Here is an 18334-nt window from a genome sequence, read left to right as displayed (position 1 = left end):
CCCCGTGATCCGGACCGGTGACTGGGCCTCGAGAAATCGCTCCTGCCACACCGGCTCGAACGAAACTGTCGGTTGGGGAGATCACTAGCGTGCGAGTTACGTCCGGCACTCCATCTCGAGCGTAGATATCCTCCCCGCGCTAACGCGCGACGATCCCTCCGTTGGGGGTTCAGCTACCGACCAACGGAGGCAGCTTGCAGGCTCGTGCACACTTCGTTAGGACGTTCGTGAGGGAGGTTTCACCGACCACACGTGGACATCCCACTCGAAACGTCCTCGAAAGCGCGTCATGTACGTAGTTGGAGTGAGACGCACTGCGTCTTGCCAGCCGCCGACGGAACGAGGATTTCGGTTCGACCGTTTCGTACTACGCCCGACAGGGCGACGAGGGCTATACGACCATGACGCTCGCGACGAGCAGCATGGTCGTCACGCCCAACAGGAACGCAGTCACCGTCGCTGGCGTGACGTAGCGCAGGAGCGATCGCTGGCGCCGTCGGTGTTCGGAGTAGTCGACGTCGAACTCTTCGCGAACGCAATCCGGACACCACGTCTGAGAGGTATCTGCGACGTGTATCGGAACACGAATCATCGACTCGCGGGTGCAGTGTCGACGGTCGCACTCCTCGGCAAGTTTCTGCTCCTGGGTCGTCATGGTGTTACTCATTACTGCGCTCGACCCCCAGGATTTCGACGGTTTCGAAGAACGCGGCTTTCTCGAGATCGCCGCTGACGTAGGCCTCGATCGCCGGCTCCGTCGCGATCGCCTCGACGGTCCCCGTGATGATCGAGATCGTGACCGGATCGTACTCACCCTCGGCCACGACGTCGACGAACAGGTCGGCGAACAGGTGGAGTTCGGTCTCGAGTTCGTCAGCGGTTTCGCTGTGCGTCGAATATTCCATCACGATCTCTCCGTCCCGCGTGACGAACACTCGGGCGTCGTCGGAGTGGTTGGTGACAGCCCTGTAGTAGTCCGCCGCGAGCGGCCGGGCAGCCACAACGGAATTCGGAACGCCTTCGACTGGGCCCTGGGTCGATCCATCGCTGGTGGACGTACCCAGCGTATCAGTAGGTTCGTCGTCCTCCAACAGTCCCGCTCCCGTACACCCGGCGAGACAAACGGCGCCAATCGTCGAGAATAGTGTGCGACGGTTCATAAATACAGGATCGTGAGAGGTTAGTTGCCCTCTACCTCGTCGACGAGTGTGATCTCGGTGGTGATCTCCTTGGGTTCTTCACTCACGACGTAGAGGCCGTTCCATTCCATGTAGTGCCCGTCGGTGGTGAAGAAGAAGATGGCGTCCCCGTTCGTGCCGTAGGAGCCGTCCATCTGCGGGCTTTCGACGACCTTGTAGTTAGCACCGTTAGCGCCAGCAGCACCGTTGCCCCCGTCGAACTTGGCGTCGGGGACCTTGACGAGTTGCTTGTCGTTGGTGAGCTTCGAGTTGACCGAACTCACCTTCCCCTGAGCCACTTCGTAGTTGATGACTTTGCCATCGTGGCTGAGCATGTAGACGTGGTGGACATTGCTTCGGTCGTTGAGGTACTCGTACCGTTTAATCAGGTTCTGGCGTTCGAGTGAGTCACTCATTTCGAACGGCGGGCGCTCTTGGACGAGGTGCGCCTGATTCTTCTCTGTGATCTTCACTTCGTACATGTACGACTCGCCCAGCGCGACGCCGTCCAGGTCGGTGCCAGCACCCTCGGCGAGTTTGTCACCGGAGGGACCGCTCGTGTTATTTCCCCATGCCGAGCAACCTGCGGTCAGTAGCACGACTGCGATCGCTGTGACTGCGAGTAGCTTGCGTTTGTTCATTGGTTTGAATCGATCGTGTCAGGTAGTCCGTCACACTGTTCTGCGGGGGGAGGGCTGCCGTCGATTGCCGTGCCATCCGGCCCGGTATCGACCGGCTCTTCGGCCTCGCCACTCCCCGGTGGGCCGTTGATAGCGAACCGCTCGTCGACTTGCATCGGGAGATGACACTTGAACAACTCCCTGTTGTCCATATTCGAGCGGGCATTGTAGTCGGCAACCAGGGTCTCGAGCTGGTTCTGGTTCCCCGTGATCCGCTGTTGGATTCGACTGTGATCTTCCGCAGCCGTTCGGCTCCACTCGTCCGGATCTTCTCCGTGGATGTCGTAGAAGCGCTCGAGCTCGTCGTAGGTATTCTCGACCTGCGCTCGTTGTGCGTCTATTTCTTCGTACTGGGTTCGAAACCATTCGTACTCTTGAACGGCAGAATCGGCATTGTACGTGTCCTGAATGACCTGCTCGCCGGCGTCACGTTCTTCCATCCACGGGAGGAACGGGAACCAGAGATACGAGATAATCCAGAGAACGATGAAAAACGCTGCAACGATCGCAGCGATCTTCATCCATTTCTGCACACCGTCGGTAGATTGAGTCATTGCATCCAAATCCGTTTATCGAACGGATATATAAAATCATATCGGATTGGAATACTGATCATATAACTATCGTATTTGCTAATGAGGCGGTACGATTGTCGAAAGCAATCCCTGGTGTGACCGGAATTCGGATCGCAACGGACCAGCGTATGGAACCACTATGAACGGGAACGTAGCCCGGCACCCGCCCATCAGACAGAAACGTTTAACCCCGACTCGCCGGAATACCAATTCGAGGGCCGGTAGCTCAGTCCGGCAGAGCGTCTGGCTTTTAACCAGACGGTCGCGTGTTCAAATCGCGCCCGGCCCGTCTTCGCGTCGCGAGCCACCACGCGAGCGGCGCGAATCGGATCCGGCGGGATTTGAATCGCAGGGAGGGCGCGCTCAACGGAGTGAGCACGTCCGACCGTGTGTTCAAATCGCGCCCGGCCCGTTTTCCTGCGAACGACGTGAGCAGTGAAAACGCCACAAGCGATTTGAGCCCTACCAGTCGCAGCCCGCACAGCCGAACGAAGTGAGGCGAGCAGGACCGTCTGGGTTCGGTTCAAATCGCGCCCGGCCCGTCTTCGCGTCGCGAGCAATCACGCGAGCGGCGCGCGTATCGAGGCGTCCGTCGGTCGACGGCGAGTGCGTCGAGGCGCGGCCGTTAAGTACGGCCCCGGCGACGGTTCGGACAGGATGTGGCCACTCGGACACGCTGCCGTCGCCTACCTCTGCTACGCTCTCTCGATTCGGACGCGGTCGATCGACTCACCGGCCGCGCTCCCGGTGGTGGCCGTACTCGTCGGGAGTCAGGTGCCGGACCTGATCGACAAGCCGCTGTCGTGGTACCTGCTGATGCTGCCGACGGGGCGATCGCTCGGTCACTCGTTCCTGTTTCTGGCCCCACTCGCCATCGGGGTCTGGCTGCTCGCTCGGCGATACGGCCGACGTGAGGCCGGGTTCGCGTTCGCCATCGGAGCGTTCGCACACCCGATCGTCGACGTGATCCCGGGGCTCTGGCGGGAGTCGTCGGCTGGCATGCTCCTGTGGCCGATCACACCGGTCTACCCATACGAGGAGGGGCCGCCCACGATCGCGGAACTGCTCGCCGGTTCGACCAGCGACCCGTACTTCCTCCTGGAGTTCGTCCTCGCGGCGGTCGCACTCGTCGTCTGGCATCGACACGGCCGTCCCGGGGTCGACGCGATCCGAACACGAGTGGGCGCGCGGGGTCCCGAGTTAGAACGTGACTCGGCCGATTGAACGGCGGTTCGACGCTACTGGTTCGACCGCCCGGCAGGCGACCTGGCGACCGGCAGAGGCGTCGCCCATACGCCGAGCATCTCAGCGAGGCCGGCACTGGAACTTAGGAGGGACGGCGCGTACCGCCGCGTATGAACGGAACGGAAGCCGGCTCCGAGTCCACGTCCAGTGCTAGGACTGAGGCGACCGACCACGAAGACGCAACTGACGCCCGGCAGGATCGCACTGGTTCACTCGCCGCGATCCAGGAGACCTACGCCGAGCAGGCCGCCACGCTCGATCGGATGGAGTGGGCGGACCGACTCCTGATGGGCCGATACCGCCGCCACTTCGAGACGGCCCGCGGACGCGTGCTGGACGTCGCCTGCGGAACCGGGACGAACGTCCGGTACCTCCCGGAGACAGTCGAGTACGTCGGGATCGACGTCAGCCCCGCGATGATCCGGCGCGCTCGCGAGCGCGTGACCACATTCGGTGCCGCCCACGAGGTGGTAGAGATGGATGCCCAGACGCTCGGGTTTCCCGACGACAGCTTCGACACCGTCATCTCCTCGCTCTCGACGTGTACGTTCCCCGACCCGATCGCCGCGCTCCGTGAAATGAACCGCGTCTGTGCCCCCGACGGGCGGATTCTACTCGTCGAACACGGCCGCAGCAGCGTCGAGGTGCTCGGACGACTCCAAGACTGGCGCGCGGACGCCCACTTCGAAACACACCGGTGTCGCTGGAACCAGGACCCGCTGGCACTGGTCTCCCGGACGGAACTGTCTGTCACCGACGTCTCGACCGCGATGCTCGGCGTGATAACCACCATCGAGGTCGAACCCAACTGACCCGGATACCGCCAGCGCGTCCGACCGCTCAGAAATCCGACGGGAGGGCGCAGCCGCCCACGGATTGTTCGCGACAACAAGCCAAGGGCCGGATTTGAACCGAAATCAGACGTGCTCGCTTCGCTGCGCGCGACTGATAGGGTTCAAATCCGTTGTTTGATTGTCGTCACTCACGAATTGTTCGCGACAACAAGCCAAGGGCCGGATTTGAACCGGCGGGGGTTCCGCTCTGCAGGCGGATGCGTTGGGCCGAACTCTGCCACCTTGGCGCGTCAGTACCTCTGTCGGGCATCGATTTATGGGTTCTGATCCGCACCGGACCAGCCAGTACCAGCCCGTCTCGGACTCGTATCCGTCGAGCGCGCAGAGTCCCCGGGGACGCGAACCGGCGCAGCCGCTCCCGGATCGATAGTGACCGCCGATTGGCGGTCCATAAATACGAAAACCCCACACAGCAGGTGCTGTGTGGGGTAAATCGCAATGAGTGGAGGCGGCGAATCGGGTTTCCCAGAGGGTCTCCCACTCCAGTACTGGCCGATACGCAGGTGGGCTTAACTTCCGTGTTCGGAATGGGTACGGGTGTTGCCCCACCGCTGTGGCCGCCTTAACGCCGACTCGTGGAATCGAACCACGACGAGCTCCGAGATCGGTGGTGTACCGTGTATACGTGTAGTCCAGTTTGCGCCTGGACCCGTTCTTCGGGTCCGATCCATGCGAATATGAATGGTGGCTCGACCTGTTAGTGCTCGCGGGCTGAATGCCTCGTTGCCTCGGCACGTACACCCCGAGTCTATCGAACTCGTCTTCTACGAGTGGTCTCAGCGGTTCCTCTTTTCCAGGTGGGTTTCGAGCTTAGATGCGTTCAGCTCTTACCCCGTGGTGCGTGGCTGCCCGGCACGTGCTCTTTCGAACAACCGGTACACCAGTGGCACCCATTCGTAGTTCCTCTCGTACTATACGAACGTTCCCGTCAGGAACCATAACACCCCCAATAGATAGCAACCGACCTGTCTCACGACGGTCTAAACCCAGCTCACGACCTCCTTTAATAGGCGAACAACCTCACCCTTGCCCGCTGCTGCACGGGCAGGATGGAGGGAACCGACATCGAGGTAGCAAGCCACTCGGTCGATATGTGCTCTTGCGAGTGACGACTCTGTTATCCCTAAGGTAGCTTTTCTGTCAGCAATTGCCCGCATCAAGCAGGCTAATTGGTTCGCTAGACCACGCTTTCGCGTCAGCGTCCGTCGTTGTGCCGGACACTGTCAGGCTTCCGTATGCTCTTGCGCTCTTTCTCGGGTCTCCGACCCGAGTGAGGAAACCTTGGGGCGCGCCCGATATCTTTTCAGGCGCGTACCGCCCCAGTCAAACTGCCCGGCTACCGGTGTCCTCCGCCAGGAGTGAGAGTCGCAGTCACTACCGGGTAGTATTTCAATGATGCCTGGGTGGCCCGCTAGCGCGGGTACCTCTGTAATGGCTCCTACCTATGCTGCACAGTAGCGACCACGTCTCAGCGACAGCCTGCAGTAAAGCTCTATAGGGTCTTCGCTTCCCCTTGGGGGTCTCCAGACTCCGCACTGGAACGTACAGTTCACCGGGCCCAACGTTGGGACAGTGGCGCTCTCGTTGATCCATTCATGCAAGCCGCTACTGAAGCGGCAAGGTACTACGCTACCTTAAGAGGGTCATAGTTACCCCCGCCGTTAACAGGTCCTTCGTCCCCTTGTACGGGGTGTTCAGATACCTGCACTGGGCAGGATTCAGTGACCGTACGAGTCCTTACGGATTTGCGGTCACCTATGTTGTTACTAGACAGTCGGAGCGCCCGAGTCACTGCGACCTGCCCCATTGCGGGGCAGGCATCCCTTATTGCGAACGTACGGGACTAACTTGCCGAATTCCCTAACGTCGGTTGATCCCGACAGGCCTTGGCTTTCGCCGCCACGAGTACCTGTGTCGGATCTCGGTACGGACGGTGTGCTCGTCTTTTCACGGGCTCTAGGTTGACTCAACTTTCGCTATCCTGCCGTTCGTTCGCTTCGTGCCATTACGGCTTCCACGAACTTGGACAGTTCGACCGGGCGAAAGCCCGGCTTGAGCGACCCCAAAGCGTCGACTTTTATTGCACACCGGCACAGAAATATTAATCTGTTTCCCATTTGTCCCACTCGAATTGCGGTGAGACTTAGGACCGGCTAACCCTCAGCTGATTAGCATTGCTGAGGAACCCTTACTCGTTCGGCCGTCGGGGTTCTCACCCGACTAACGCTGCTACTATGACCAGGATTTTCGTTACCGCACGGTCCACACGAGATCTCTCCCGTGCTTCCGCCCGAACGGAACGCCAACCTACAGGATCACCACTATGGGTGGTGCCGCCAGGTCTCGGTGGTGGACTTGAGCCCCGATCATTTTCGGCGCCGCAAACCTCGGCCGGTAAGCTGTTACGCTTTTCTTAGAGGGTAGCTGCTTCTAAGCTCACCTCCCGGCTGTCTAGGGCTTGCGACCACCTTCGATCGCACTTAGTCCACACTTGGGGACCTTAACCCAGCTCTGGGTTGTCTCCCTCACGGTACACAGGCTTACCCCGCGCACCGGACTCCCTGCGTCGACGGCGTTCGTAGGTTCGGAGTTGGACAGGGTGGCGAACTCCTCTCGGAGGCCGGTCACCCAATCCGTGGCTCTACCCCACGAACTACCTCGGCAGAGGTCATGCTTCGACATGTTTCGGTTGGAACCAGCTGTTTCCGGACTCGATGGGCCTTTCACCCCTAGACACGGGTCACGCGAGGGTGTTGTAGGACACCAACGCTAACAGGCCTCCACGTACCTTTCGGTACGCTTCACCTTGCCCACGCCTAGATCGTCCGGTTTCGGGTCGTGCCCGTTTGACTCCCCGCGCTTGAACACGGTGGCCCTCACGCAAAGCGCTGCGGCCATATCGGTTTCCCTGCGCCTTCCCCGATGATCGGGTTAGACTCGTCAAACAGGCACACTCCCTGGTTCGTTTTTCAAAACGTACGACGGAACATCGGCTTCCGACCGGTCTTACTACAGGTTCGCACCTGATTCATTCGCAGTCGGACCTTGTATGCCCCGTCGCTCTATCGCCAACTGATTTCACGCCCTATTGCACCTCCCTTCTTGGGGTGCTTTTCAGCGTTCGCTCACGCTACTTGTTCGCTATCGGTCTCGAGGAGTGTTTAGTCTTCGCGGTCGATGCCCGCGATATTCACGAGGGATATCCAACCCCCGATACTCTGGAGCTGACGCACATCGTACTAACCTGCGGTACGGGGCTGTCACCCTGTATCGCACTCCGTTCCAGGAGATTTCTCGCAGATTTTCCGATGATGAGAGTCAGTCCGAACACCACATTGCCCGTGAGGGCTTCGGTTTGGACTGTGTCGGGTTCACTCGCCGTTACTAACGACATCGCGATTTGCTTTCTCTTCCTGTCGATACTAAGATGTTTCAATTCTCGACGTTCCCCATTGCGCGAAGCAATTGCGGTGGGGATTCCCATTCGGAAATCCTCAGTTCTACCCCTCCGTGCGGGTCCCTGAGGCTTATCGCAGCTTGGCACGTCCGTCATCGGCTCTCGAGCCGAGCGATCCACCAGCTGGCACAGTAGCCACGTTCGTCGGATCGGTCACGTTGTCCGAAGACAACGATCAGTAACCCGGAGAACGGGTCCAGTGGACGCCTGGACTACACGTACACACGGTCTCATCTGCAACGCCTGTGACTGCAGGCGTGCATTAACCCTTCCCACCCACGCTTGCGCGGAGTGGTGCATCGGTTGTTGTCGGGATCAGATCGTTGCGTCGTCTCCCACTTAAGGGGAGCGATTCGCGATCGTCACCCGAGTTCATGGACCCACTGGGATTCGAACCCAGGGCATCCTCCTTGCAAAGGAGGCACTCTCCCACTGAGCTATGGGCCCACCCCTCGGATGAGGGGCTTAGCGTTAGCCTCGACAGTTCAAAGGTGCCCGATCGGCCGAAACGGCGATCGCGCGAACGGAGACCGCATACGGATCGAGCGGTGACGCGCGATCCGCGACTAGTGGGCCGGGGCATCGCCCCGGTCCCGGTCTGTGGAGGTGATCCAGCCGCAGATTCCCCTACGGCTACCTTGTTACGACTTAAGCCCCCTTGCGAAGCCCAGATTCGACCGCCATGAAGGCGGCCTCATCCGGACCTCACTCGGGTGCTTTGACGGGCGGTGTGTGCAAGGAGCAGGGACGTATTCACCGCGCCCTTCTGAGGCGCGATTACTACCGAATCCAGCTTCATGCGGGCGAGTTTCAGCCCGCAATCCGAACTACGACCGAGTTTCGGAGATTAGCGCCCCCTTTCGGGGTTGCATCCCACTGTCTCGGCCATTGTAGCCCGCGTGTCGCCCAGCACATTCGGGGCATACTGACCTACCGTTGCCCGTTCCTTCCTCCAGTTTGGCACTGGCAGTCCTCCTAATGTACCCAACCACCTCAAGGGTGTTGCTGGCAATTAGGAGTGCGGGTCTCGCTCGTTGCCTGACTTAACAGGACGCCTCACGGTACGAGCTGACGGCGGCCATGCACCTCCTCTCAGTAGCTCCAATAAGCTCATCACACTGATCTTCACGGCTACTGTCGGTGCTGGTGAGATGTCCGGCGTTGAGTCCAATTAAACCGCAGGCTCCTCCGGTTGTAGTGCTCCCCCGCCAATTCCTTTAAGTTTCATCCTTGCAGACGTACTTCCCAGGCGGTCTGCTTCACGGCTTCCCTACGGCACAGCACAGGCTCGTAGCCTGTGCCACACCTAGCAGACATCGTTTACGGCTAGGACTACCCGGGTATCTAATCCGGTTCGTGACCCTAGCTTTCGTCCCTCACCGTCGGATCCGTCCTTCCAGAGCGCTTTCGCCACCGGTGGTCCGTCCAGGATTACGGGATTTCACTCCTACCCCAGACGTACCCTCTGGATCTTCCGGTCCCAAGCCAGGCAGTTTCCACCGGACGCCCACACGTTAGGCGTGCGGATTTCCCGATGGACTTGCCCGGCCGGCTACGGACGCTTTAGGCCCAATAATAGCGGTCATCACTCGTGCTGCCGGTATTACCGCGGCGGCTGGCACCGGTCTTGCCCAGCACTTATTCGCCTACCACCTTACGGTAGGAAAAAGCGAGGACTGTATGCCCTCGCACTTGGAGTCCCCCTATCGCACTCTCGTGCAGTGTAAAGGTTTCGCGCCTGCTGCGCCCCGTAGGGCCCGGAATCTTGTCTCAGATTCCGTCTCCGGGCTCTTGCTTTCACAACCCGTACCGATTATAGGCACGGTGGGCCGTTACCCCACCGTCTACCTAATCGGCCGCAGCCACATCCTGTCGCGCCGGAGCGTTTCGGGCTCGAGCCAGTTCCAGGCATCGAGCCGTATTCGGTATTAGCCTCAGTTTCCCGAGGTTATTCCGATCGACAGGGTAGTTTGGCCACGTGTTACTGAGCTATTTGCCACGAGTATAAACTCGTGCGACTAGCATGGCTAAATCGGACTCCAATAGCAATGACCTCCGGCAGGATCAACCGGAATGCTATTCCCTGGTCGAGACCAGGGGTTGGCGGTGAATGTTGATCGCACACTCACACATTGCGTGGTCCACGTTCGGCGATTCGATCGAACCGACCGATCGAGCGTCACCGAACTGTCGAGGCTAACATCAGATCCCATCTGTACGGCGGACCGCAGGGGTGGAATCCTCATTTCCTTCGGACGTATTCGTAATCCCCGAGGAGTACTTAACCCCTTCGGAGTCGAATCGTCCGACCACCGGCGCGAGATTCGCGCCGGCGATCACACGTTTGCATTCCATCCGAGCACCCTCGTACACTTAAGGGCAACGGATTGGAGGCGTGCCGGAACTCGCATCCGGCGGCGCCATCGTGGATCCGATCGTTGACACCCGTTGTATATAAGGGCGTCGTCTCGTGGCCACCGCGGCCAGCTCGGATCCCGTCGCCCGATCGACGATCCGTTCGTCGGTCGAGGGGAGGATGGTTCCTGCCTCCGTGCCGGGTTGCGGCCGGAGGGGGTGGCGGTGTGCGCCACGTCGTTCGCATTCTATTCGAGTGCCGGGTACCTATATAAGGCCGTCGAACGGAAGGCGCTTCGCATCGCCGTACCATGGCACGGTTTTTCAGTTTCGGCCAGTTTTCGTTCGATATATAAATGAGTGTGTGAATGCCAATCACCCACCCCCGTCATCGCTGCGCCGAATCACGAACTCCCGCACTACCGCACGACCTCTCTTCCACTGCGAGGGATCTCCGCCAGAAGTGTTGCGCGGGCGGAGGTCGATCGGTCATCCCTCCCTCGCAGGTGCGGTCGGACCGGATGATTCCCGCGCGTGTACAACCAGGGGTGGGCGTGCGTAAGATCCCTTTGTTTCCGACGCCAGAACCCCCTTCTGCCGTATCGACAGGTATCGATTCCGCCGCCCGTTCACGCACGTGGAGACGGTCCAGGGTTACCGCGGCCGACCACCGGCACTCGGCACGGAACACCCGATAACCGACGCGACTATGGGGAGGGGATGCAAACTATCGGGAGAATGGTCCGGAATCCGTTCGGTTCCGAGGACGGCCCATCGACCGCGGACGTCTGCGCCGCGCTCGACGATCCGGACTGTCGAGAGATACTCAGGGCGCTCGACGAGCCGTTGACCGCCGCAGAGATACAGTCGCGCTGTGACATTCCACAGTCGACGCTCTACCGAAAACTCGAACAGCTGACGGACGCGACGCTCCTCGAAGAGACGACGGAGATCCGTCGCGACGGCCACCACGCGAGTAAGTACGTCATCGCGTTCGAGGAGGTTCGAATCAGTCTCGATTCGGACCATACGCTCGCAGTCGCCCTGGACCGGCCCGCACGCACGGCGGACGAACGGCTCGCCGAACTGTGGTCGGAGGTCAGGAGGGAAACATGAGTCTAGACACAGCTACAACAGAAGTGACGATCGCGCTCGCCGTCGTGAAGACGCTCGTCCTCATCGTCGGCAGCGTCGTCACCTTCTTCGCGTTCAAGGCGTATCGGCGGACGAGACAGCGCGCCCTCGGGCTCCTGGCGGCCGGCTTCGGTCTGGTGACGCTCGGCCTCGCGTTCGCCGGACTGTTACACGAGATTCTGAACGTCGACCTCGCGGTCGGTGTCCTCGTCGAGAGTGTCCTCGTCCTCTTTGGCTTCGCCGTGATCGCCTACTCGCTGTACGTGCAGTGACGACTGGGTTCGACTCCGGTCGCGTCGTGCCACCCGTTTCGAACGCGAGTGGCGCGCGAACGGCTCCAGTCGATCGGCGTGGTCGGTTCGAACGACGCGAGTCCGAACCGTCCGCCGGGTGTCACTCCACCTGACGGCCTCGAAACTCGTTAAATCGACCGAGAGAGGTTCCACCGAGGCGAAACTAGTTTTATGGGGTGACCCGCAACACGTCGAGAGGCAATGGAACATCTGGCTGTCGACGCTATCGAGACGCGAGTCGGCCTGTCAACCCGAAAGATGGGGTACGGTGGCCGGCCCGCGCTCGTCATCGTCGACCTGCAGAACGTACTGACACGGGAAGAGGGCTTTCACGGGACCGATCTCTCTCCCGTCATCGAATCGACGAACGAACTCGTCGCGGCGGCCGACCGAGCGGAACTCCCGGTCGTGTTCGTGCGAAACACCCCATATCCGAATCACGAACGGATCGGAAAGTGGGCGAAAGTGGACGTCGATCCCGCGCTATACGACCCGGAAACCGAATCGGGGTCACTCGACGATCGACTCGACCGATCGGACAGACACACGATTATCGACAAACAGCAGGCGAGTGCGTTCCACGGGACTACGTTGCACTCGCTGTTGAACCAGTGGAACGTCGATACCGTGGTGCTTGCGGGCTGTTCGACCAGCGGGTGCGTTCGCGCGACGGCGACCGATGCGTGCGCGTTCGGCTACCACACCGTCGTCCCGATCGATTGCGTCGGGGATCGATCACCCGACCAGGCCGAAGCGAGTCTGGTCGATATACACGCACGCATTGGCGACGTCGTCTCCCTGGACGATGCCGTGAGCTACCTCGAAAGTCAGGTTTCCGAGTGAGTTGCGGTGATCCAGCCGGAGACTACAGAGAACGGTATCGGATCGAGTCGGGACCGACGCTATCGGTTCAGCGTGTGGATCGCCTGATCGAGCGCGTTCGCGGCGGCTTCCATCACGGACTCCGACAGCGTCGGGTGTGCGTGGATGGTGCTCGAGACGTCTTCCAGGGTCGCGCCGAGTTCGACCGCGAGGCCGAGCTCTCCCAGTAGTTCGGAGGCCTCAGGGCCGACGACGGACGCGCCGAGTAGGAATCCGCTCTCCTCGTCGGCGACGACCTTCACGAAGCCGTCCGCGTGGCCGGTCGTCAGCGCTCGCCCGCTCGCCTGGAACGGGAATTTGCCGACGAGCGGTTCGAAGCCGGCGTCTTCGACCTCGTCTTCGGTCATGCCGACGGTCGCGATCTCGGGGTCGGTGAAGACGACGGCTGGCATCGCCTGGTAGTCGATCGCCGCGGGTTCACCGGCGACGACCTCCGCGACGGTCTCGCCCTCGTACATCCCCGTGTGCGCGAGCATCGGCTCGCCGGCGACGTCGCCGATCGCGTGGATGTGGTCGACGTTCGTTCGGCCGCGGTCGTCCGTGGGGACGAACCCGCGGTCGTCGGTCTCGACGCCGGCCGCGTCCAGATCGAGCGTGTCGGTCACGGGCTGGCGGCCGACCGCGACGAGCACCTTCTCGGTGTCGAGTTCGATGGTGTCGGCCTCCACGGCCTCCGCGGTCCCGCCATCAGTCGCGGCCGCCTCGGCCGGCTCCGCCACGACGCGGATTCCGTCACCCAGGTCCTGCCACTCCGACGCGCTGTAGCCGAAGTGGAAGTCGATCCCGAGTTCCTGCGCCCGTTTCTCCACCGGCCGGGTGAGGTCGTCGGGATACGCCGGGAGCATCTCGTCCAGCATCTCGACGACGGTGACGTCCGTTCCGAGCTTCGCGTAGACGCCGGCCAGTTCCATACCGATGTAGCCGGCGCCGACGATGACCAGCGACTCGGGGACGGATTCGAGTGAGAGCGCGTCCTTCGAGCTGAGAACCGGGTCGTCGGCGAAGTCGAAGCCGGGTATCTGAATCGGGCGAGAGCCCGTCGCGACGATGGCGCGTTCGAACTCGACGGATTCGGATCCCTGCCCCTCGCCGCCGTGAGAGACGCGCACCGAGTTCTCGTCGGCGAACGTCGCGGTCCCCTCCATCAGGGCCACGCCGTTGGCCTTGCAGAGTTTCTCGACCCCGCTCGTCAGCTGGTCGACGACGCCATCCTTCCAGTCGACCATGCCGGCCAGGTCGACCGCCGGGTCGGCGTGGATTCCCATCTCCTCGGCGTGGCGAGCCTCGTGGGCCACGTCGGTGGCCGTAATCAACGCCTTCGAAGGGATACATCCGTGATTCAGACAGGTACCCCCGTAGGCGTCCTTCTCGACGAGCGTGACGTCCAGGCCGAGTTGCCCGGCGCGAATCGCCGCCGAGTAGCCGGCCGGTCCGCCGCCGATCACCAGCACGTCCGTTCCAGTGGTTACGTCTCCGACGACCATTGCTACGTGGATACAGCCGGTCGAGCTATAAAAACGGGCAGGTATCGCGTCCGCAGTGGACGAAACGAGTTGCAGATTTAGCGCCCGTTCGTCCACCAACAGGCCGTATTTGCCGTCGAAACTCGACAGATAGGGACCGTCGGTGCGCGAATCGGTCCCACAGACGCCGTCGTGCCGGCACGGAGTCGGCCCGTCACCGATGCTGCCGAGTCGCGATCAGTTCACGCGCGAAACCTCGTACCCCGCCGACTCGATCGCCTCGATAACCGTTCGGGCGTGCCCGGAACCGCTGGTGACGATCTGGAACACCAGGTACGCTTCGCCGACCTGGAGGTCGCCGACCGCCCGGTCGTGGCGCACGGTCCGAATGTTCGCACCCCGATCCGAGATGACGCCCGAGACGGCCTCCATCTTGCCCGGTTGATCGTCGATGCGCACCCGAAGGCGGAGTAACTGATCCCGGTCGGTCAGCGCGTGATCGAGGACCGTCTGGAGCATCGAGATGTCGATATTCCCGCCGCCGAGGACGGGGACGACCGTCTCACCCACCACGTCGAGGTCCGCCGAGAGCAGTGCCGCGACTGACGCGGCACCCGCCCCTTCGACGAGTTGCTTCGCCCGTTCGAGAAGGAGCAGCGTCGCGCTGGCGATCTCGTCGTCGGAGACGGTGACGACGTCGTCGACGTGCTCGCGAATGAGACCGAACGTCAACTCCGAGATGCCGCCGGTCGCGATACCGTCTGCGATGGTCTTCGCGTCGTCGATCGACTGTGGGATGCCCTTGTCGAGGCTGTCGGGGACCGTCGCGGCCGCCTCGGCCTGGACGCCCACGACCCGGATCTCGGGATCGAGCTCCGAGAGTGCGGCGCTGATCCCGCCGATGAGCCCGCCGCCCCCGATCGGGACGATGACAGTGTCGACGTCGGGGAGCGCCTCGTATATCTCGATACCGAGCGTGCCCTGCCCGGCGACGATCGCCGGATCGTCGTAGGCGTGGACGAACTCGACGTCGTCACCGTCGGCCAGCGTCTGTGCGTACGCCATCGCCTCCCTGAAGTCCGTCCCCTCGAGTTCCACCTCGCCGCCGTAGCTCCGCGTCGCGTCGACCTTCGCCTGCGGGGCGTGTCGCGGCATCACGATCGTCGAGTCGATGTCGTTCTTCGTCGCTGCGATGGCAACGCCCTGGGCGTGGTTGCCCGCACTCGCCGCGACGACGCGCGAGACGTCGCCACGTGCTGCGAGCTGGACCAGCTTGTTGTACGCCCCCCGCGTCTTGAACGAGCCGGTCCGCTGGAGGTGCTCCATCTTCAGGTGGACCGTCGCGTCGGACATCCTGGACAGCGAACGGTTCAATTCGAGTGGCGTCTCCCTGACGACGGACTCGTCGTCGAACCGCTCGCGCGCCGCTCGTACGTCAGCTAACCCAACGTCTCCCATACTCGCGGCCTTCGAAACCAGGGATAAACCCTTCTTCGGTTTCGGGGTGTGGTCGGCCTCCCGGGGTGGATGCTGGCGGTGCGCCTGCGGACGCGACGGAGAATCAGCCGACACTACCGGTGCCGAACGATCGGCGGACGGCTCACTCGAGCAAGAGGAGTTCCGGGTTCTCGAGATACTGCATGACCGTGTTGGTAAAGCGCGCGGCGTCGGCACCGTCGATGATCCGGTGATCGACCGACAGCGAGAGCGTCATGACCGAGCGCGGCTCGATCGACTCCGTGCCGTCGTCGTCCGTGACGACGCGCGGCTTGCGCTTGATCTCGCCGACGGCCAGGATGCCGGCCTCGGGGTAGTTGATGATCGGCGTGGCGTACTCGCCGCCGATGCCGCCGATATTGGTGATCGTGAACGTCGAGCCACGCAATTCGTCGGGCGCGATGGTGCGGTCGCGGGCCTTCGTGACCAGTTCGTTCATCTCCGAGGAGAGCTGGAGCATGCTCTTGTGGTCGACGTCGTCGACGACCGGGACCATCAGGCCGACGTCGGTCGCCGTCGCGACGCCGATGTTGTGGTAGTTTCGGTAGACGATCTCCTCGGCCTCCTCGTCGAGGACTGCGTTCATCTCCGGGTGTTCCGAGAGCGCGGCGACGACCGCCTTCATGATGAAGGGCATGTAGGTCAATCCGATGCCCTGCTCCTCGGCGACGGGCTTCAAGCGCTCGCGTGTCTCGACGAGTTTCGTGACGTCGACTTCGTCGTGGTGGGTGACGTGCGGGGCGGTGAACTTCGACTCCACCATGGCGTCCGAGATGGTCTTGCGGACGCCACGGAACGGTTCGCGACGCTCTCGCGGGCCGGTCTCGCCGGTTGCGAGCGCCGCCGCGTCCGCCTCCTGCGCCTGGCGCTGGGCCTCGGCGTACTCCAGTACAGCCTCTTGCGTGACGAACGCCTCGCCGTCGCGCTCCTCGTCGGTCGGGACCGCGTTCAGATCGACGCCTTCCTCGTCTGCGAGTTTGCGCGTCGCGGGTGCGGCCAGCGTCTTCTCTCGATCGGCCGACTCGACCTGCGCCGTGGCGGCGCCACGTGCATAGGCCGCCTGGGTCGCAGCGGTGGCGGCGTCGTCGCCGCCCGGGTCGTCGTCGGTCTCCGGTTCCGCGTCGGCCCCGGCCGTCGCGGAGTCCGTCGGCTCGTCGGTCTCGCTCTCCACGTCCGGCTCTCGCTGCGCGTCGCTCTGTGCTGCCGCGCGGACGTCGCCGTCGGTGATGCGACCGCTCGGGCCGGTCCCCTCGACGGTCTCGATGGCGACGCCGAGTTCGCGAGCCAGGCGTCGGACCGACGGCGGTGCGAAGACGTGCCCAGATGGGGTCTCGGCGTCCCCGGACTCGGAATCAACTGCGGAGTCGTTCGTCACCTCTCCGGTGTCGGGTTCGGCGGCGGTCGTCGCCTCCCCGTCGTCCGTGGTGTCGGCGCCAGCCGACGCCGCGGCGGGATCGTCCTCGCCCTCGACGTTGTACGTGACGAAGAGGTCGCCGACGGGGACGACGTCTCCTTCCTCCCAGTGCAGTTCGCGAACAGTTCCGTCGACCGGCGAGGGGACCTCGACGAGCGCCTTGTCCGTCTCGACTTCGGCCACCGGCTGGTCCTCCGAGACCGTGTCGCCGGTCTCGACCAGCCAGGAGACGAGTTCGCCCTCGGCGACGCCTTCGCCGACGTCCGGCAGCGTAAATTCCTTCGTCATGGTCAAAACTCCACGGCGGCACGGATACCGTCTACGATCCGTTCCGCTTCGGGCAGGTAGTAGTCTTCGAGCGCGTACAGGGGGAAGGGTGTGTCGAAACCGGTAATACGTTCGACCGGCGCCTCCTGGTAGAGGAGCGCTTCCTCCTGGAGCGTGGCGGTGATCTCACCGGCGAGGCCGCCCGTCTTGGGCGCCTCGTGGACGACCGCGGCGCGGCCCGTCTTCTTGAAGGACTCGACGATCGTCTCCTCGTCGAGCGGCGAGAGCGTCCGGAGGTCGACGACCTCGACGTCCACCTCGCCCGCGAGTTCCTCGGCCGCCTCGATCGTCGGCCTGGTCATCGCACCCCAGGTGAACACGGAGATGTCCGATCCCTCGCGGCGAACGGCCGCCTCGCCGATGGGAACCTCGTAGGAGCCGGTCGGGACGTCCTCACGGAACGCCCGGTAGATCAGTTTCGGTTCGAGGAAGACGACCGGATCCGGGTCGCGAATCGCGCTCGCGAGCAGCCCCTTCGTGTCGTACGGCGTCGAGGGGACCACGACCTTCAGGCCGGGCTGGTGGGCGAAGAAAGCCTCCGAGGACTCGGAGTGGTGCTCCGGCGCGCGGATGCCACCGCCGTAGGGGGCGCGAACGACGAGTGGACATTCGAAACGTCCGCGCGAGCGCGTGCGTAGGCGTGCGGCGTGCGAGACGATCTGATCGAACGCCGGGTAGATGAAGCCGAGGAACTGCATCTCGGCGACCGGGCGCAATCCGTAGGCGGCCATCCCGACAGCCGTCCCGACGATACCCGATTCCGCCAGCGGCGTGTCGATGACGCGATCGTCGCCGAACTCCTCGTAGAGACCGTCCGTGGCGCGGAACACGCCACCGTTCTCGCCGACGTCCTCGCCCATGACGATGACGTCGTCGTCACGAGCCATCTCCGTCGCCAGCCCGTCCTGGACCGCCTGGACGAGCGTGAGACTCTCCGTCTGTGCGTCGTCTTCCCCCTCGGTTTGCTGTTGTGCAGACAT

General features: G+C 62.5%; 13 protein-coding genes, 3 tRNA genes and 3 rRNA genes. 6 read left to right on the top strand and 13 right to left on the bottom strand.

Annotation, left to right across the window (positions count from 1 at the left end; genetic code table 11):
- Nucleotides 1–391: 391 nt before the first annotated feature.
- The 4 genes from NO366_RS05940 to NO366_RS05925 form a co-directional block, all read right to left on the bottom strand.
- The gene (locus NO366_RS05940; protein ID WP_256533402.1) at nt 392–655 is read right to left on the bottom strand and encodes a hypothetical protein; all 264 of its coding nucleotides are present in this window, start codon (nt 653–655) and stop codon (nt 392–394) included.
- Nucleotides 656–659: 4 nt separating this feature from the next.
- Nucleotides 660–905 carry a hypothetical protein gene (locus tag NO366_RS05935; protein WP_256533401.1) on the bottom strand — a complete coding sequence of 82 codons (246 nt, stop codon included), beginning with the start codon at nt 903–905 and terminating at the stop codon, nt 660–662.
- Nucleotides 906–1180: 275 nt separating this feature from the next.
- Nucleotides 1181–1819 carry a hypothetical protein gene (locus tag NO366_RS05930; RefSeq protein ID WP_256533400.1) on the bottom strand — a complete coding sequence of 213 codons (639 nt, stop codon included), beginning with the start codon at nt 1817–1819 and terminating at the stop codon, nt 1181–1183.
- Complete coding sequence (locus tag NO366_RS05925) at nt 1816–2412, bottom strand: penicillin-binding protein 1C (RefSeq protein WP_256534005.1); 597 nt, start codon at nt 2410–2412, stop codon at nt 1816–1818. The genes NO366_RS05930 and NO366_RS05925 overlap by 4 nt, the downstream gene beginning before the upstream one ends.
- A gap of 236 nt (nt 2413–2648) precedes the next feature.
- Between NO366_RS05925 and NO366_RS05920 the strand changes: the two genes are divergently transcribed.
- The 3 genes from NO366_RS05920 (at nt 2649) to NO366_RS05910 (ending at nt 4490) form a co-directional block, all read left to right on the top strand.
- Nucleotides 2649–2722, top strand: a tRNA-Lys gene (locus NO366_RS05920).
- Nucleotides 2723–3090: 368 nt separating this feature from the next.
- Nucleotides 3091–3657, top strand: coding sequence for a metal-dependent hydrolase (locus NO366_RS05915; protein ID WP_256533399.1), 567 nt, complete (start codon nt 3091–3093; stop codon nt 3655–3657).
- A gap of 131 nt (nt 3658–3788) precedes the next feature.
- Nucleotides 3789–4490 (top strand): class I SAM-dependent methyltransferase, encoded by a 702-nt coding sequence (locus NO366_RS05910; protein ID WP_256533398.1) that lies wholly within the window; start codon nt 3789–3791, stop codon nt 4488–4490.
- A gap of 192 nt (nt 4491–4682) precedes the next feature.
- Here NO366_RS05910 and NO366_RS05905 read toward each other — a convergent pair.
- The 5 genes from NO366_RS05905 to NO366_RS05885 all read right to left on the bottom strand — a co-directional run bounded on the left by NO366_RS05905 (nt 4683) and on the right by NO366_RS05885 (nt 10064).
- Nucleotides 4683–4759, bottom strand: a tRNA-Cys gene (locus tag NO366_RS05905).
- A gap of 216 nt (nt 4760–4975) precedes the next feature.
- A 5S ribosomal RNA gene (gene rrf / locus NO366_RS05900) occupies nt 4976–5097 on the bottom strand.
- 114 nt (nt 5098–5211) lie between these two features.
- A 23S ribosomal RNA gene (locus tag NO366_RS05895) occupies nt 5212–8133 on the bottom strand.
- A gap of 231 nt (nt 8134–8364) precedes the next feature.
- A tRNA-Ala gene (locus NO366_RS05890) sits at nt 8365–8436 on the bottom strand.
- A 154-nt stretch (nt 8437–8590) separates the two neighbouring features.
- Nucleotides 8591–10064 (bottom strand): 16S ribosomal RNA (locus tag NO366_RS05885).
- The 16S, 23S and 5S rRNA genes sit together here with 2 tRNA genes alongside, the layout of an rRNA operon.
- 1018 nt (nt 10065–11082) lie before the next feature.
- Between NO366_RS05885 and NO366_RS05880 the strand changes: the two genes are divergently transcribed.
- From NO366_RS05880 to NO366_RS05870, 3 genes are all read left to right on the top strand, one after another.
- Nucleotides 11083–11460, top strand: a complete 378-nt coding sequence (locus NO366_RS05880; RefSeq protein WP_256533397.1) for a helix-turn-helix domain-containing protein — start codon at nt 11083–11085, stop codon at nt 11458–11460.
- Entirely contained in the window at nt 11457–11750 is a 294-nt protein-coding gene (locus NO366_RS05875; protein ID WP_256533396.1) for a DUF7521 family protein, read from the top strand. The genes NO366_RS05880 and NO366_RS05875 overlap by 4 nt, the downstream gene beginning before the upstream one ends.
- A 222-nt stretch (nt 11751–11972) precedes the next feature.
- Nucleotides 11973–12614 carry an isochorismatase family protein gene (locus NO366_RS05870; protein WP_256533395.1) on the top strand — a complete coding sequence of 214 codons (642 nt, stop codon included), beginning with the start codon at nt 11973–11975 and terminating at the stop codon, nt 12612–12614.
- Between the two features lie 59 nt (nt 12615–12673).
- On the opposite strand, the gene lpdA is transcribed toward NO366_RS05870, so the two are convergent.
- The 4 genes from lpdA to NO366_RS05850 form a co-directional block, all read right to left on the bottom strand.
- Entirely contained in the window at nt 12674–14137 is a 1464-nt protein-coding gene (gene lpdA / locus NO366_RS05865) for a dihydrolipoyl dehydrogenase (protein WP_256533394.1), read from the bottom strand.
- A 216-nt stretch (nt 14138–14353) separates the two neighbouring features.
- Nucleotides 14354–15574, bottom strand: coding sequence for a threonine ammonia-lyase (ilvA, locus tag NO366_RS05860; RefSeq protein WP_256533393.1), 1221 nt, complete (start codon nt 15572–15574; stop codon nt 14354–14356).
- Nucleotides 15575–15716: 142 nt separating this feature from the next.
- Nucleotides 15717–17315 carry a dihydrolipoamide acetyltransferase family protein gene (locus NO366_RS05855; RefSeq protein ID WP_256533392.1) on the bottom strand — a complete coding sequence of 533 codons (1599 nt, stop codon included), beginning with the start codon at nt 17313–17315 and terminating at the stop codon, nt 15717–15719.
- A 2-nt stretch (nt 17316–17317) separates the two neighbouring features.
- Complete coding sequence (locus NO366_RS05850; RefSeq protein ID WP_256533391.1) at nt 17318–18334, bottom strand: alpha-ketoacid dehydrogenase subunit beta; 1017 nt, start codon at nt 18332–18334, stop codon at nt 17318–17320.

Source organism: Halovivax cerinus, assembly GCF_024498195.1.
Classification (GTDB): Archaea; Halobacteriota; Halobacteria; order Halobacteriales; family Natrialbaceae; genus Halovivax; species Halovivax cerinus.
This window is presented reverse-complemented; position numbering and strand designations above follow the sequence as displayed.

What these genes read in the sequence shown, in the direction of transcription:
- NO366_RS05940 (WP_256533402.1), bottom strand. Translation starts at nt 655, where the DNA reads ATGACGACCCAGGAGCAGAAACTTGCCGAGGAGTGCGACCGTCGACAC.
- NO366_RS05935 (WP_256533401.1), bottom strand. Translation starts at nt 905, where the DNA reads ATGGAATATTCGACGCACAGCGAAACCGCTGACGAACTCGAGACCGAA.
- NO366_RS05930 (WP_256533400.1), bottom strand. Translation starts at nt 1,819, where the DNA reads ATGAACAAACGCAAGCTACTCGCAGTCACAGCGATCGCAGTCGTGCTA.
- NO366_RS05925 (WP_256534005.1), bottom strand. Translation starts at nt 2,412, where the DNA reads ATGACTCAATCTACCGACGGTGTGCAGAAATGGATGAAGATCGCTGCG.
- NO366_RS05915 (WP_256533399.1), top strand. Translation starts at nt 3,091, where the DNA reads ATGTGGCCACTCGGACACGCTGCCGTCGCCTACCTCTGCTACGCTCTC.
- NO366_RS05910 (WP_256533398.1), top strand. Translation starts at nt 3,789, where the DNA reads ATGAACGGAACGGAAGCCGGCTCCGAGTCCACGTCCAGTGCTAGGACT.
- NO366_RS05880 (WP_256533397.1), top strand. Translation starts at nt 11,083, where the DNA reads ATGGTCCGGAATCCGTTCGGTTCCGAGGACGGCCCATCGACCGCGGAC.
- NO366_RS05875 (WP_256533396.1), top strand. Translation starts at nt 11,457, where the DNA reads ATGAGTCTAGACACAGCTACAACAGAAGTGACGATCGCGCTCGCCGTC.
- NO366_RS05870 (WP_256533395.1), top strand. Translation starts at nt 11,973, where the DNA reads ATGGAACATCTGGCTGTCGACGCTATCGAGACGCGAGTCGGCCTGTCA.
- lpdA (WP_256533394.1), bottom strand. Translation starts at nt 14,137, where the DNA reads ATGGTCGTCGGAGACGTAACCACTGGAACGGACGTGCTGGTGATCGGC.
- ilvA (WP_256533393.1), bottom strand. Translation starts at nt 15,574, where the DNA reads ATGGGAGACGTTGGGTTAGCTGACGTACGAGCGGCGCGCGAGCGGTTC.
- NO366_RS05855 (WP_256533392.1), bottom strand. Translation starts at nt 17,315, where the DNA reads ATGACGAAGGAATTTACGCTGCCGGACGTCGGCGAAGGCGTCGCCGAG.
- NO366_RS05850 (WP_256533391.1), bottom strand. Translation starts at nt 18,334, where the DNA reads ATGTCTGCACAACAGCAAACCGAGGGGGAAGACGACGCACAGACGGAG.